The 15,411-nt window shown below is 27.6% G+C and carries 13 protein-coding genes and 1 pseudogene; all 14 read left to right on the top strand.

The window, feature by feature from the left end; all coding sequences use genetic code 11:
- Positions 1-12: 12 nt before the first annotated feature.
- Complete coding sequence (locus KK2020170_RS00725; RefSeq protein ID WP_221258910.1) at positions 13-1,500, top strand: lipopolysaccharide biosynthesis protein; 1,488 nt, start codon at positions 13-15, stop codon at positions 1,498-1,500.
- The gene (locus tag KK2020170_RS00720) at positions 1,500-2,606 is read left to right on the top strand and encodes a glycosyltransferase (protein ID WP_221258909.1); all 1,107 of its coding nucleotides are present in this window, start codon (positions 1,500-1,502) and stop codon (positions 2,604-2,606) included. The genes KK2020170_RS00725 and KK2020170_RS00720 overlap by 1 nt, the downstream gene beginning before the upstream one ends.
- Positions 2,599-3,915, top strand: coding sequence for a glycosyltransferase family protein (locus tag KK2020170_RS00715; RefSeq protein WP_221258908.1), 1,317 nt, complete (start codon positions 2,599-2,601; stop codon positions 3,913-3,915). Before KK2020170_RS00720 ends, KK2020170_RS00715 begins: the two co-directional genes overlap by 8 nt.
- Positions 3,915-4,958 carry an acyltransferase family protein gene (locus KK2020170_RS00710; RefSeq protein WP_221258907.1) on the top strand — a complete coding sequence of 348 codons (1,044 nt, stop codon included), beginning with the start codon at positions 3,915-3,917 and terminating at the stop codon, positions 4,956-4,958. Before KK2020170_RS00715 ends, KK2020170_RS00710 begins: the two co-directional genes overlap by 1 nt.
- Positions 4,955-5,839, top strand: a complete 885-nt coding sequence (locus KK2020170_RS00705) for a glycosyltransferase family 2 protein (protein ID WP_221258906.1) — start codon at positions 4,955-4,957, stop codon at positions 5,837-5,839. Before KK2020170_RS00710 ends, KK2020170_RS00705 begins: the two co-directional genes overlap by 4 nt.
- 10 nt (positions 5,840-5,849) lie before the next feature.
- Positions 5,850-6,785: an acyltransferase family protein gene (locus tag KK2020170_RS00700; RefSeq protein ID WP_221258905.1), complete on the top strand. Its 936-nt coding sequence runs from the start codon at positions 5,850-5,852 to the stop codon at positions 6,783-6,785.
- Entirely contained in the window at positions 6,786-7,901 is a 1,116-nt protein-coding gene (locus tag KK2020170_RS00695; protein WP_221258904.1) for a glycosyltransferase family 4 protein, read from the top strand.
- Positions 7,898-8,998 carry an EpsG family protein gene (locus tag KK2020170_RS00690; RefSeq protein WP_221258903.1) on the top strand — a complete coding sequence of 367 codons (1,101 nt, stop codon included), beginning with the start codon at positions 7,898-7,900 and terminating at the stop codon, positions 8,996-8,998. The genes KK2020170_RS00695 and KK2020170_RS00690 overlap by 4 nt, the downstream gene beginning before the upstream one ends.
- Before the next feature lie 3 nt (positions 8,999-9,001).
- Entirely contained in the window at positions 9,002-9,868 is an 867-nt protein-coding gene (locus tag KK2020170_RS00685) for a glycosyltransferase family 2 protein (protein ID WP_221258902.1), read from the top strand.
- On the top strand, positions 9,861-10,994 hold the full coding sequence (locus KK2020170_RS00680; RefSeq protein ID WP_221258901.1) for a glycosyltransferase: 1,134 nt from the start codon (positions 9,861-9,863) through the stop codon (positions 10,992-10,994). The genes KK2020170_RS00685 and KK2020170_RS00680 overlap by 8 nt, the downstream gene beginning before the upstream one ends.
- A pseudogene (locus KK2020170_RS13155) lies at positions 10,987-11,586 on the top strand (sugar transferase); the annotation flags it as partial. The gene KK2020170_RS00680 and the pseudogene KK2020170_RS13155, both read left to right, overlap by 8 nt.
- A 9-nt stretch (positions 11,587-11,595) precedes the next feature.
- Positions 11,596-12,201, top strand: coding sequence for an acetyltransferase (locus KK2020170_RS00675; RefSeq protein ID WP_255567354.1), 606 nt, complete (start codon positions 11,596-11,598; stop codon positions 12,199-12,201).
- Positions 12,194-13,324: a DegT/DnrJ/EryC1/StrS family aminotransferase gene (locus KK2020170_RS00670; protein WP_221258900.1), complete on the top strand. Its 1,131-nt coding sequence runs from the start codon at positions 12,194-12,196 to the stop codon at positions 13,322-13,324. Before KK2020170_RS00675 ends, KK2020170_RS00670 begins: the two co-directional genes overlap by 8 nt.
- Before the next feature lie 106 nt (positions 13,325-13,430).
- A complete protein-coding gene (locus tag KK2020170_RS00665) occupies positions 13,431-15,371 on the top strand; it encodes a polysaccharide biosynthesis protein (protein WP_255567325.1) in 1,941 nt (646 codons plus the stop codon).
- The last annotated feature ends 40 nt before the right edge of the window (positions 15,372-15,411 follow it).

Below are 15,411 nucleotides of genomic sequence, written 5' to 3'. Positions count from 1 at the left end.
AGAAATTAATTTGTGAAAGAACATAAGTTTGCAGCTTTACTCTCTTATGTTAATTTAGGTCTAACTAATTTAACAGGAATTCTTGTAACGCCTTATGTTATTCGTTCTTTAGGCAACCAAGAGTATGGTTTGTATACGCTTATTGGTGCTTTTGTAGGATATTTATCTGTTCTCGATTTAGGACTCAACAATGCAATCATTCGTTATGTAGCACAATATCGAGTACAAAAAGATGAAAGAGCCCAAGAAAATTTCTTAGCAACTAGTTTAATTATTTATTGTGCTATTGCTGTATTGTTAGCAGTATTTGGAGCTTTGTTTTATTTCAATATTGATTATTTTTTTTCAAAATCACTTTCAGTAGAAGAATTACATAAAGCCAAAATTATGCTTATTATTTTAGTTTTTAATATAGCTTTTACTTTACCAGGAGGTGCATTTACGGGTATTTGTTCAGGCTATGAAAAATTTATATTTCCCCGAATTTTATCTATATTAAAAGTCATAATAAGAACGATTACATTAGTTTTTATATTGCATTACGGTTCTGATTCTATTGGAGTTGTTGTTTTAGATACAATAATTAATATGGTTTTTATTTTAGTTACAATTTGGTATTCATTTTCGAAATTAAAAATTAAAATTAAGCTACATAATTGGGATTTTTCATTTGTAAAAGAGATTTTTAAATATTCATTTTGGATTTTTCTCTTTGCTTTAGTTTACCAATTTCAATGGAGAACAGGACAAGTAATTTTAGGTTCAACAACAAACACAACTATTGTAGCTGTTTTTGGTGTTGGTGTTATGCTTGGCGTGTATTTTACAACATTTGGAAATATTATAAATAATTTATTATTACCAAAGGCAGTTCAAGCAGTTTACAATAATGCATCAAATGAAGTTTTAACAGACCAAATGATTAAAGTAGGAAGAATTTCTTATATTCTTCTAATTTATGTGTTTGGAGCATTCTTACTAACAGGGCAAGATTTTATTAAACTTTGGATTGGTGAATTATATTTACCAGCATATTGGATTGCATTATCTATAATGGCAGTTTATATAATTCCAATTGCTCAAGGCTATTCTCATGCCATTTTAGATGCTAAAAAAATGTTGCGTTTTAAATCGTTAAACTTTTTATTATTTAGTATAATTGGCGCAATTTTGGGTTATTTTTTGTCTAAGCAATATGGTATGTACGGTATGATTACTGGATTAGTTTCTGCTGTTTTTTTATTACAAGTTGTAATGAATTTTTATTATCAATCTAAATTAAAATTAAATATGCCAAAATTTTTCATAAAGGCTTTATTTAAGTTTACTTTGGCTTTTATAATTGTAATGCTTGTTTCTTATTATATTAATCAACAGTTTACTTCAAATACTTGGTTTGTCTTTTTAATTAAAAATGGATTGTTCAGTTGTATATTCTTTTTTACAATGTATTTTGTGATTGATGGCGAAGAAAGAAAACTAATTTCTAAAGGATTATAATGAAAATTTTACATTTTATAGACGAAATAAAAATGGGTGGTGCACAAACACATCTTTTAACAATAGTTAAAGAAATGTTGGTACAGCATCCAAATGATATTCAAAAAGTTGTAGTTCTATTTGAAGATGATTCGTTGAGTGAAAGATTTAGAGAGATTGGTGTTGAAGTTGAATGTTTAAATCTAAGAGATTTTTTTAATAAAAAATCTTATTTTAAAATCATCTCTCTTTTAATACGATATATAAAAAATGAAAACCCAACAGTTGTAGAAACGCATTTAACATGGTCGAGATTATTAGCCAATACTGCGGCTAAATTAGTGGGTGTAAAAAATCGTATCGGTTTCGAACAAGGGGATATTTATTTAAATTCTATTTTTTTTAGAATAAGTAATTTCATTTCGCAATTTATTTTTGATAAAATTATAGTATGTAGTGACGAATTGAAAAGTTGGACAAATACAACACATTACATTGCAAATTCAAAATTAAAGGTAATGTACAATTGTATAGATTTAGCTAAATTTAAGCCTGTTGAAGTTAAAAACTTGGAAAAGGTTTTGGATCAAAAACTACCAAAGTATAATTTCATAACCGTTGGGACTCTTGGAAAAGGAGTCAATAAACGTGTAGATGTTTCTATTAAAGCAACAGCAATCCTTTGTGAAAAAGGCTATGATATAGGTTTAATAGTTTGTGGTGATGGGGAGCAAAAAAAAGAATTAGAAAAACTAGCTTTTGATTTAGGAATTGTAACAAGGGTTCAATTCTTAGGAATGCGAAATGATATACCTAAAATTTTACCACACGCTTTTGCTTTTGTGCATGCAGCACCATATGAACCATTTGGGATTGTTTGTATTGAAGCAATGGCTTGTGGGTTACCAGCAATTGTGCCAAATTCTGGCGGAATTCAAAAAATTGTTTCAGATGGAGTTGATGGGTATGTTTATGAAAATTTGGATGAAAACCAATTGGCAATTAAAATGGAAGCTTTACTTTTGAATGATTCTTATTTTAGAATGGTAGAGTGTACAATTGAAAAAGTTAAAAAATATGATGTAAAGCTGTACGTTAAGGAACTTTACAAATTGTATTATGCATAATAAAAATATTTTAATCATAACACCATTTTTTGCACCTGAAACACATGCAGCTGTTTTTAGAGCACATAAATTGGTTAAATATTTAAAGCGCGAGGGTTGGAAGCCTATTGTAATTACTGTAGATACAAATTATAATTATAATGAAGATGTAACTTTGTTAATGGATTTAGAAGGTGTTGAAATTCATCGTACTAAGTATATTGAACCATCTTTTCGTGGTTTATATATGTGGTTGTCAGGAAAAGATAGGACTTTTAAAACTTTAAAAGCAGAAGGTTTTTTTAAAGATAATGATAATAGTAATTCAATTAACTATAAATCAAAATTATCAATTAGACAAAGGGCTTATAATTTTTTATTAGAAAATTGGCTTAACGTACCAGATAGATTTTGGACTTGGAAAAAAAGTGCAATTAAAAGTGCTAATAAATTAATTAAAGAAAATAATATTCATTTTGTTTATACAACCATGCCACCATTTACAACAGGTAATATCGGTTTAGAAATAAAAAAACAAAATCCAAATGTAAAATGGATTGCCGATTTTAGAGATCCATTAACTACAGTTTTAAGAAATCATTCAGGGATTGATCATGTTTACTTTAAACAAAGAAAAATTAAGCATAATGTTATTGCTAAATCTGATGTTGTAATTACAGCTTCATTGGCTCATAAAAATATTTTACACGATATATTTAAAGGTGAATATTTTGAAAAAATTCATTTTATTCCTACAGGTTTAGATAATGATTTTCAGGTGTCTAATTCGGATAATGAAGAAGATACAATTCTTTATTCAGGAGAATATTTAATCGAAAATGGATTTTATATTTTCGATTTAATTACTCAATACAATTCAAAATCAAATTTCAAAATCAAATTAAAAATAATTGGTAATAAAGAGATCAATTATAAGATTATTAAAGAAAATGTAGATAATATAAAATCATTAGAAGATGTTGATTTTTTAGACCATTTGCCACAAAAGGAATTATATAAAGAAATTGTAAAAGCAAAAGCCTGCTTACTGATTTCAGAAGGAAGATGGTGGTGCTCTTTTGCTAAAATGGTAGATTATATAGCTTTAAAAAAAACAGTAATTGCATTAGTACCAGAAATTAGCGAAGCAAAAACCCAACTTACAAAGGCAAATTTAGGAGTTTTTCTAACAAACGATATAGATCAAGATTTAGTAATCTTAACTAATTTTTTTAAAAAATCTGAAACTAAACCAAATATTGAGTTTTGTTCTAGTTATTTAGCTACTTCACAAACGAAAAGCTTTATAAAAATCATATCTAATCTATAATGGAAAAAAAAAGGATTGATAGTTTAGATGCATTACGAGGATTAGCAGCATTAGCAGTTGTTTTAAGGCATTATACAACCATTTTTTCAATTGATTATGGTGTTCCTGAAAGCTTCAAATTTGAATTTAAATATGGTTACCTTGGAGTAGAATTGTTTTTTCTAATAAGTGGCTTTGTTATTTTTATGACTATCGAGCAAGTCAAATCAAGTAAAGAATTTATAATAAAACGTTTTGTTCGATTATTTCCAACCTATTGGTTATCAATCTTAATTACAACAAGTGCAATACTTTTTTTTGGATTACCTAAAATGCAATTTTCTTCAAAAGATTTTCTTGTCAATTTAACTATGATTCAAGACGTGGTAAATCCAATTTTTCACACCAAGCATATTGATGGGGTTTATTGGTCATTAGCTGTGGAACTTTTATTCTATGGTTTTATATTATTGTTATTCAAATTGAAATGGCTAACTCATATAAAATTAATTGGCTTTTTATGGGTTCTGATTTCAATTATTTGTATTCCTAATGATATAAGTGTTTTTATGTTGGGAGTTATATTTAATTTAAAATGGAGTCCATTATTTTTTGCTGGAATTTTATTTTATAAGTTATGGAAATATGATTTAGAGAAAATGAAATTGAGTACTCACATTTTAATAGTTTTTTCATTGTTAGCTTATTTTTTCTTGACATTAACAAAGTTTGAAGAAGAATCAAAATCGAATATTGTTGAATGTATTGTAGCAACACTTTTCTTTATTATTTTTTATTTAGTAGCCTATCAAAAATTAAAGTTTTTAGGTAAAAACAAAGTGTTATTATTTTTAGGTAAAATTTCTTATCCATTATATCTAATACATCAGAACATTGGTTATATAGTTTTATTTTATCTAATACAAACATTAAAGTTTGATTATCAAATAATTATATTAATTCCAATTTTAATTTCTATTCTCTTAGCAACAATTATAGTTTTCAAATTTGAAGCCGTATATTTGGACCGCCTTAAAAAATACCTATTAAATAAATTTCAATGACAGGGATATCAGTCATAATACCAACATTACATAGAACTGAATTTTTACTGAATTCACTCAAAGATTTGGTTGTTCAAAAATGTGATTTTCCATTTGAGATAATTATAGTCGATCAGTCTAGTCAATTTGATCTTGAGGTGCTAAATTTTTGCAATGATTATACTTTTTGCAGTTATCATCATATTACTTTTTTTAAAGGTTTACCTGAAGCTAGAAATTTTGGTTGGCAAAATGCAAAATATGATTATATTTTATATGTTGACGATGACATTAGTTGTAAAGAGAATCTTTTAAAAGAACACTTTTCTGCTTTAAAAGATAATTCTGTTGGTGTAGTTGGAGGGCAAGTTATTGAGAAGAATAATCCAAATTCTGGAAAAAAAACGGGGAACTTTGATAAATGGACTGCGAATCCTTTAGCAGGCTTTCATCTTGAAGGAACATTTGAGACTGATCATGGAAAGGGATGTAATTTTTCAACCAAAAAAGAAGTATTGTTAAAAGTTAATGGAATTGATGAAAATCTTACTAAGGGAGCTGCTTTATATGAAGAAACAGATTTTTGTTTGCGTGTTAAAAAAGAAGGATATAAAATAATGTTTCATTCGAAAGCTTCAGTTTATCATTTAGCTGCTGAAACAGGTGGGTGCCGTGTTCCTGATATTAAAAAATATATTGGGTCTTTGGTTAGAAATCGTTCTTTGATTATTAGTAGACATGTAAAAGGTTTTTATAAAATTACTTCAATTATTTATCTAATCAAATTAGTTAGTGCTTATGCTTTTTCTTATAAGAAGATAAGTCTATTTAAACAATTTATAACTTCTTTTAATGAAGGAATAACTGTTGGTAAAATGAAAGTTAGATGTACTAAATATTAATCTTTTATTTATGGGAAAGATTATTTTTAACGAGTTTAATATTTTAAAGGGAATAGGGATTTTTTTAGTAATTCTAGGTCATGCTGGAAGTGTAAATGGAAATATTATTAACGTAATTTTTAGTTTTCACATGCCGTTATTTTTTTTTATTTCCGGTTTTTTCTTTAAAGAAACAACATTGAAAGATTTTTTAGTTAAAAAAGGTAAGCGTATTTTAATTCCCTACGCACTTTTTAGTTTTCTTTCTTTTTTAATTTATTTTATACCTAATTATAATAATTCAAAATTTAATTTTTTTGATTTTTTTTATGGAACATTTTTAGGTGTTTCTGATGGATTTTATTTAAGCTGGAATATAGTTTTGTGGTTTTTACCTGCATTATTTTTGTTAAATTTTATCTATCTTTTATTAATTAAAATGAGATTTTTAATAATTGCTTTCGTCATAGTTGGATTGTATTTTAGTAATGATGAGACAAAAATTTTACCATTTCATTTAATTTCGGTCTTGTTATCGTTGCCATTTTTTATTTTAGGAAATTATTTCAAGCAGTATTACTTAATTGTAGGCAATTATTTTAAGAACTGGATGTTTATACCTTTATCGATTATTGGAATATATTTAGTTAGTTTGAATGTTTTAAAGCCTGATCTAAGAGTAAATCTAATTGGTAATCCTTTTATATTCTATTCGGCTTCGCTTTTATTGATTTTAGCCTCTTTGTTTTTAAGTAGATTATTGCAAAAGAATAAAATATTGCAATGGTTAGGAGAAAACTCGTTGTTAATTATGTGTTTACATTTGAAATTTCTGTTTATTGCAAGGTTTATTTTATTAAAGTTTGGAGTTGACAATGGATTTCTTACCTCATTAATTTTAATACCTATATTATATTTCCCAATTATTCTAATAAAAAAATACCTTCCTATTTTAGAAGGAAAATAAATGAACAAAACATTAATAATATTTTCTTATGATTTTCCGCCATCAAATGGTGGTATCGCTAGATTATGTCAAGAAATTGCTGTTGGGCAGCAAATTAATTTTGAACATGTTATAGTTTTGACAAGAATTAAAATAGGTGAAAACAAACCATATAATTTTGATAAAGTTCAAGTTATTGAACTACCTCAGAAAAGAATTAAATGTGAAAGAGTAGCATTCTCCTATTTGCAAAATATTAAGAATAAAGAGGAATATACAATTTTATGTGGTGTATGGCATCCAGAAGCAGCACTTTCGATTTTAGCTGGTTTTAAAAATATTTATATTCTTGGTCATGGGACAGAGTTTTTAAGTGGTATTTCAAAATTTAGAAAGTACTTTTGGTTACCTATTTATGCAAAATGGGTTTTAGGTAGAGCTAAAATGAATATTGCAAATAGTAATTATACCAAAAAGTTAATCGAAAAAATAAATAAAAAAGGAAATGTAATTGCCTTGCCGCTTGGTGTAAATGAAGATTTTTTCAAACCAAATGAAGTTCTTAAGGAAAACAAAGACATTTTGAAAATTGCTTCAGTTTCTAGAATTTTAAAATTTAAAGGATACGACTTTATTGCAAGAACAATTGCAAACTTACCGATTGATTTTAAAAATAAAATTCAATGGAATATTGGGGGTACTGGTGATTATTTGGAAAATTTAAAGCAGTTGGTAAAAGTCTTAGGAATTGAAAATAATGTAACTTTTCATGATTTTATTCCCGATTTAGAATTACCTGCTTTTTATAATACAAATGATATTTTTGTACTTTGCACACGTGAATTAGAAAATTCAACTTCTGTTGAGGGCTTTGGATTAGTTTTTCTAGAAGCCCAATCTTGTGGAATTCCAGTAATTGGAGTTCGTTCAGGAGGAATACCTGATGCAATTGAAGAAGGTAATGGTGGCTGGTTAATTGAACAAGATAATGAACAAATGTTAGCAGATTTATTTATTAATTTAATTCAAAATCAAGAATTAGTTAAAAATGAAGGACTGAAAGCAAGAAAAAGAATAATTCAAAAAGCAAATTGGAAACATTATAACGAAAAATTATTTAAAATAATTACAAATTGATACCCGTAGAAATATATTCGATTGTTTATTATTTTATACTGAGTACTATTATTTTACTTGGAATTTTTCCACTTTTTGTTAAACCAAATTTAGAATCGTTTCCAACTATTAATTTAAAAGTTACAAGTGTACTTTTAGTACTCACCACAATACTTTTTATTGGTTTAAGAGACCCATTCGGGAATTGGAGATATTTGGGAGATACAAGTCAATACACAAATGTATTTTTTAATTTCATTGATGACCCAATTTATGGAATAAAAAGTGATTATGGATTTTATTTATTGATGCTTTTCTCAAAAGAGTATTTAAATATTTATATTTTTTATGTAGTTTGTGCATTGTTATACGTAATACCTATTTATTTAGTTTGTAAAAAGTACTTAGATAAATATTCTCTTTTTGCTTTTATAATGTTTGTTTCATCAATGTCATTTTGGTCTTTTGGTATTAACGGAGTTCGAAATGGTTTGGCAACTTCTATTTTTTTATTAGGAATTTATTTTTATGAAAAAAAATGGTTAATGTATAGTTTTATAATTTTGTCGTTGTCATTTCACAAATCTATGATATTGCCTTTTTTAGCATTTTTAATTGCTATGAAAGCTACAAATACAATTTTTTTAATTAGAATCTGGATTGTATTAGTGATAGTAAGTTATGTTTTTGGTAGTCAAGTTGAAACTTTTATGAGTGATTTTTTATTAAACTCTCAAATTTTAGAAGATAAAAGGGTAGATACTTATTTTTCTGATGAAATTGATGGTGAGTTTATAGATAGAAGATATAGACTTGATCTTATTATATACAGTGGAATTGCAATTTTATTGGCATACTATTATAAATATAAAAAAGGCTTTAATGATATTTTCTACAATAGAATAGTTAATACATACATTATAGCAAATGCAATTTGGGTTTTATTAATATATGCTGCTTTCACAAATAGAATTGCTTATTTATCATGGTTCATAATGCCACTAGTATTAGTTTATCCCTTGATTAAAAATGAAAACTTAGTAAAAAAGCAAAATCTATTTATAGGTTTATTAGTTTTAGGAAGTCTAACATTTACATTATTAATATTTTTTAAATAATTTATGAATAGTGTAGCTATTATTATTCCAATTTACAACAATGGCAAAAGTATTTTAAACACTTTTACCTCTTTACAAAATCAAACATTCAAGAATTGGAAAGCAATTGTTATTGATGATGGTTCGACAGATAATTCGTTTGAAAAAATAAGCCAAATTGATTGTGATAAATTAATAATAATTAGGTTAAAACAAAACTTAGGGAGAGGCTATGCTAGACAAAAAGGACTTGAAAAAGTAAGGGAATTAGGTTTCAAATATATGTGCATGTTAGATGCAGACGATTGGTATTTTCCAAACAAACTGGAAACTCAGTTTAATTTCATGGAAAATAATCCAGATATTACTCTATTGTCTAGTGCAATGGCTGTAGTTGATAAAAATTTTAAGATTTATGGGGTTATTAAAACTTTTGAGCAATTTAAAATTTTTAATTGTATTGATTATTCAAAGTTTGTTCAATTGCCACACGCATCATCAATTATAAGAGTTAAAGATATTGAAGGAATAAATTATAATGTTAACTATAGGTTTTCAGAAGATTTGGATTTTTTAAGACGAATTTTATATGGTAAAAAATATGCTTTTTCACCTGAACTATTTTATTCTTACAATAGAGATAATTCCTTTTCATTTAGAAAATATTACAAATCAATATTAGTTGATATAGATTCATTTAGTAATTTGCCAATTCCGTTTTCAAAAAAAGTCAAATTCAAATTATTTGCATGGTTCAAATGCTTAATAGTTTTTATTTTAAGTACTTTTGGAATGGAAAACATTTATTTAAGAACAGCAGTTCTTAAGCCAAATAATGAAGAAGTTAATTCATTTTTAGAATTAAAAAAATCAGTGCTGAAAAGTGGATAGAAAAAAAATTGCTTTTATAATTTCTGCCCCAATTACCGCAAAAGCGTTTTTGGTTAAGCATTTTGAACATTTGTCAAAAGAATTTGAGATTACGGTAATTGCAAATTTTGAAAACGAACACGAAACCGCAATGCCTTTTGTTTCAAATGTTAAGCATATTGCAATCCAAAGGAATATAAATGTAATAAAAGATTTAAAAGCATTATTTTTATTATATGGTTTTTTAAGAAAGAATAAATTTGATGCTACACATTCGGTAACACCTAAAGCAGGATTAATAAGCGCTGTTGCATCTTGGATGTCAAGAATTCCAATACGAATACATATATTTACAGGTCAAGTTTGGTATACTTCAAAAGGGTTTAAAAGGTTTTTTTTAAAATTATTAGATAAAATAATAGTTTTTTTTAATACTCATATTTTAGTTGACGGTGAATCACAAAGACAATTTTTAATCAATGAGAATATAATTACTTTAAAAAAATCTAAGGTATTAGGTAAAGGGTCTATTAGCGGAGTAGACACAGATCGGTTTTTTCCCTCTAATGAAATAAGAGAAAAATATAGGCAAGATTTTAACTTTTTGAATGAAGATATTATTTTCGCTTTTTTAGGAAGATTGAATACCGATAAAGGTATATTAGATTTAGCTAATGCCTTTTATAAATTAAATAAAGATTGTTCTAATGTAAAATTGTTGCTTATAGGTTATGATGAAGAAAATATGTTAGAAAAAATAAAAGGAATCCAGAGAGAGAATATTGTTTTTTTTGGACCAACAGCGAAACCAGAAGAAGTATTACAAGCAGCAGATGTTTTTTGTTTACCTAGCTATAGAGAAGGTTTCGGTACAAGCGTAATTGAAGCTTCATTGCTCGAATTACCTGTTATTTGTAGTAATACTTACGGATTGGCAGAGACAATTGTTGAAGGGGAAACAGGGCTTCGACACGAAGTAAAAAACGTAAACCAACTTTATACTCAAATGAAGATGTTAGTTGAAAATGAAGAAATGAGAAAAAATCTAGGAAAAAAGGGTAGACAATATGTCTTAAAAAACTTTTCAGCTGAGCAAATTTCAAATGAATGGGTTAAATTTTATAAAGTCATAATAAGTAATGTATAGGAAGTTTTTCAAATCTATATTAGATGTGATATTAGCTTTAATTGGCTTTATAATTCTATTACCTTTATTTATTATTATTACACTGTTTCTAGCATTCGCTAATTATGGTAAACCATTTTTCACACAAGAACGTCCAGGATATAAAGGCAAAATTTTTAATATTGTTAAGTTCAAAACGATGAACGATAAGAAAGATAAAAATGGAAATTTATTATCCGATGCAGAACGATTAACTACTATTGGAAAATTTGTTAGAAAGACTTCATTGGATGAAATTCCGCAATTACTAAATGTTATAAAAGGAGATATGAGTTTGATTGGTCCACGACCTTTGCTAACTCAATACATGAATTTGTATTCTCCATATCAAAATCGTCGTCACGAAGTAAAACCTGGAATAACTGGGTGGGCCCAAATAAACGGAAGAAATGCTATTGATTGGGAAACTAAATTTGATTTAGATATATTTTATGTAGAGAACATTTCATTTTTGTTAGATGTAAAAATTCTTTTTAAAACAGTAAAAAAGATTTTAATTAAAGAAGGTATAAACGCTGTAGATTCAGCTACTATTGAACCTTTTAGTGGAAATACAAATGTAGTGATTTATGGCGGAGGTGGACATTGTAAAGTAGTATTAGATATTTTTTTTGAAGAAGGAAAGTATAATGTAAATGCTATTTATGATGACAATCCTAAAGCTGAAAATGTTTTTGGAGTTAATTTGTTATCTACACCTAATATTGATTTTTTTAAAAATAAGAATTGTATTATTGCTATTGGCGATAATACAATAAGAAAAAAGATAGTTCAACAATTACAAACCAATTTTGTTATGACAATTCATCCAAATGCCGTTATTTCTAAATTTGCAAAAATTGGACACGGAACACAAGTTATGGCTGCAGCTGTAATAAATCCTGACACTACAATTGGACATCATTGTATAATTAATACAGGTGCAATTGTTGAACACGATTGTATTTTAGAAGATTATGTTCATGTTTCACCTAATGCCACTTTAGGAGGTTCGGTTCAAGTTGGTGAAAGAACACAAATTGGAATGGGAGCTTCTGTTTTGCCAAACTTAAAAATTGGAAAAAATGTGATGATTGGTGCAGGATCTGTTGTTGTCGAAAATATTCCTGATAATGCTGTTGTGGTAGGGATTCCGGGGAAAATTATAAAATATCAAGAAAATGACTAAAGATAAAATATGGCTTTCTTCTCCGCACATGGGAGGTAATGAACAAAGATATATTAATGAAGCCTTTAATGCGAATTGGGTTGCACCTTTAGGACCTAATGTAAATGGTTTTGAAAATGATTTAGAGCAATATTTAGGAAATAAAGTTCAAGTTGCAGCACTAAGTTCTGGTACAGCAGCGATACATTTAGCTTTAATCCTTTTAGGAGTTAAAATGGGTGATGAGGTTATTTGTCAAAGTTTTACTTTTTCTGCTTCAGCGAATCCAATTGTTTATTTGGGAGCGAATCCAATATTTGTAGATAGTGAAATTGAAACTTGGAATATTTGTCCTATTGCCCTTGAAAGTGCAATTAAGGATAGAATTGAAAATGGGCAAAAGCCAAAAGCAATAATTGCTGTTCATTTATATGGAATGCCTTTTAAAGTTAAAGAAATTTTAGAAATAGGAGAAAGATATCAAATTCCTATAATTGAAGACGCTGCTGAAGCCTTAGGAAGTAAATATGATGGAAGTTTTTGCGGTACCTTTGGAACTTTTGCAATTTTATCATTTAACGGTAATAAAATTATAACTACCTCTGGAGGAGGTGCTCTTGTTACCAATTCAAAAATTGATAAGGAAAAAGCGGTTTTTTTAGCAACTCAAGCAAGAGATGATGCTCCTCATTATCAACATTCTGAAATTGGTTATAATTACAGAATGAGTAATATTTGTGCTGGTATAGGAAGAGGACAAATGGAAGTTTTAGATGTTCATGTTTCTAAGCGAAGAGATATGAATCAGTTTTATAATGATTTATTCGAAAATACTGATGAAGTTCAAGTTTTTAAAGAACCTTACTCGGAATATTTTTCAAATTATTGGTTGTCTACAATTGTTCTAAAAGATTATGAAACCAGAGAAAAACTACGGTTAGCCCTTGAAAAAGAGAATATAGAATCTAGGCCATTGTGGAAACCAATGCATTTACAACCAGTCTTTGAAGCTTGCCCTTATTACGGAGGAAATGTGGCAGAAAGTTTGTTTAAAACAGGTTTGTGTTTACCTTCGGGTTCTAATTTGTCTGAAAATGAGAAGGATAGGATAAAAAATATAATGTTAGATTTTTTTGAAATTTAATTCTTAAGTTTCAATAATGTAACATTTTATCAAAATACTTTTAATACATTTGTTGTCCCAAATTCAATTAAAGACTTAACAAGTGTCTAAAAAAAACAAAAGTTTTTTGAAAAAAGAGTATTTCAAAGAATTAGCCGAGAGTTTTTTCGAAAACCGATTTACAAATATTGGATATTTACCAAGATGGATAATTATTTGTATTGATGTTACGATATTAATTCTTGCTAGTTTTTTAACATATTTAATTGTAGCAAATCTTACCTTAAGATTTTACGATACCTACTCTTTGTCTACTCGCTATGGGATTATAATTTTAGCTAATGTATTATGCTTTTTAGCTTTTAGAACTTATGCAGGAATTATTCGTTACTCTACTTTTATTGACGCTTTTAGATTGTTGCTTTCTACCTTTTCAGCCTTTCTAATTTTAGTATCGCTAAATTACCTACATTATTTTTCTACAGGTAATAAAATTTATTTGATGCCTGCACTAGCGATTCATTTTGTTATTTCATTCATTTTATTACTTGCTTTTAGAATTGCTGTAAAATTTTTATTTGAGAATTATTTATTAGCAAATAAAAAAGAAAACTTAACTAAAGTTGTAATTTATGGAGCAAGTTCAAATGCTGTTGCGCTTGCAAATGCTCTTAATATTGAGTCACCTAAAAGGTATCAGCTTGTTGGTTTTATAGACAAGAAGAAATCTAAACTAAGTAAAGAAGTTTTGGGTGTTCCTATTATACATAAAAAGAAAAATGTTTCTGTAATATTAAGAAAGCTTAAGGCTGATGCTTTAATTTTATCAAATGAGAGTCTGTCAAATGATTCAAAATTAAAAATTGTAGAAGATTGTTTAGAACATAATTATAAAATTTTGAAGTTGCCAACAGTAACCGATTGGAACGATCAAAAAGAAATTTCAAAGAGTATTAAAAAATTTGAGATTAAAGATTTATTGGAAAGGAATCCAATCGAATTAGATAATACTAAAATTGCAGAGCAAATTAAAGATAAAGTTATTCTAATTACAGGCGCAGCTGGTTCAATTGGTTCTGAAATAGTATATCAAATTCTAAATTTTAAACCTCAAAGAGTAATTCTTTTAGATCAGGCAGAAACACCTTTGTATCATTTAAGTGTTGAACTTGAAAAAATTAAGCAAAATGTTGAAGTTATTCCTCTTGTTGCCGATATTAAAGACAAGAAGATTTTAAATCATATTTTTTCTAATTATTGCCCCAACGTGGTGTATCATGCTGCTGCTTATAAGCATGTGCCATTAATGGAAGAAAGTCCATATCAAGCAGTTGTTACAAATGTATTAGGTACAAAAAATCTAGCTGATTTATCAAATACTTATGGAGTTGATAGATTTGTTATGGTTTCAACGGATAAAGCCGTAAATCCAAGTAATATAATGGGGGCGAGTAAGCGTATAGCCGAAATTTATGTGCAATCCCTTTTTTTTGAATTGAATAAAAACAAACAAAATTCAACAAAATTTATTACTACCCGTTTTGGAAATGTTTTAGGTTCAAATGGTTCTGTTGTGCCATTATTTACCAAGCAAATTGAAGAAGGTGGCCCGGTTACGATTACACATCCAGACATTATTCGTTATTTCATGACAATTCCCGAAGCTTGTCAGTTAGTTTTAGAGGCTGGAGCTATGGGCTCTGGTGGTGAAATTTTTATATTTGATATGGGACAACCCGTCAAAATAATTGATTTAGCCAAAAAAATGATTCGCCTTGCCGGATTCACACCTGATGAAGAAATAGCAATTAAAGTTGTAGGACTACGTCCCGGTGAAAAACTATATGAAGAGTTGTTAAATGATAGTGCAAAAACGCTTACAACACACCACGAAAAAATAATGATTGCAGTTGAAACTTTCAATGGCAATTTTAAGACATTAGAAGAGCAATTAAAAATATTGCAGTTTCAAGCAGAAAATTTAAATACTGAAAAGGTAGTTTCAATTATGAAAAACATAGTGCCTGAATTTAAAAGTAAAAATTCTGTTTTTGAAGCACTTGACTAGTGTTTTTTGCTGAAATTTAATTAAGAAAACTATATTTGCA

Origin of the sequence: Flavobacterium okayamense, assembly GCF_019702945.1 — a bacterium.
In the GTDB taxonomy this organism is placed as follows: Bacteria; Bacteroidota; Bacteroidia; order Flavobacteriales; family Flavobacteriaceae; genus Flavobacterium; species Flavobacterium okayamense.
Note: the sequence above shows the minus strand (reverse complement) of the source record. Positions and strands in the feature narration are given on the sequence as shown.

Bases quoted from the DNA above. Each gene is read 5' to 3' on its own strand.
- KK2020170_RS00720 (WP_221258909.1), top strand. From the start codon at position 1,500: ATGAAAATTTTACATTTTATAGACGAAATAAAAATGGGTGGTGCACAA.
- KK2020170_RS00715 (WP_221258908.1), top strand. From the start codon at position 2,599: ATGCATAATAAAAATATTTTAATCATAACACCATTTTTTGCACCTGAA.
- KK2020170_RS00710 (WP_221258907.1), top strand. From the start codon at position 3,915: ATGGAAAAAAAAAGGATTGATAGTTTAGATGCATTACGAGGATTAGCA.
- KK2020170_RS00705 (WP_221258906.1), top strand. From the start codon at position 4,955: ATGACAGGGATATCAGTCATAATACCAACATTACATAGAACTGAATTT.
- KK2020170_RS00700 (WP_221258905.1), top strand. From the start codon at position 5,850: ATGGGAAAGATTATTTTTAACGAGTTTAATATTTTAAAGGGAATAGGG.
- KK2020170_RS00695 (WP_221258904.1), top strand. From the start codon at position 6,786: ATGAACAAAACATTAATAATATTTTCTTATGATTTTCCGCCATCAAAT.
- KK2020170_RS00685 (WP_221258902.1), top strand. From the start codon at position 9,002: ATGAATAGTGTAGCTATTATTATTCCAATTTACAACAATGGCAAAAGT.
- KK2020170_RS00670 (WP_221258900.1), top strand. From the start codon at position 12,194: ATGACTAAAGATAAAATATGGCTTTCTTCTCCGCACATGGGAGGTAAT.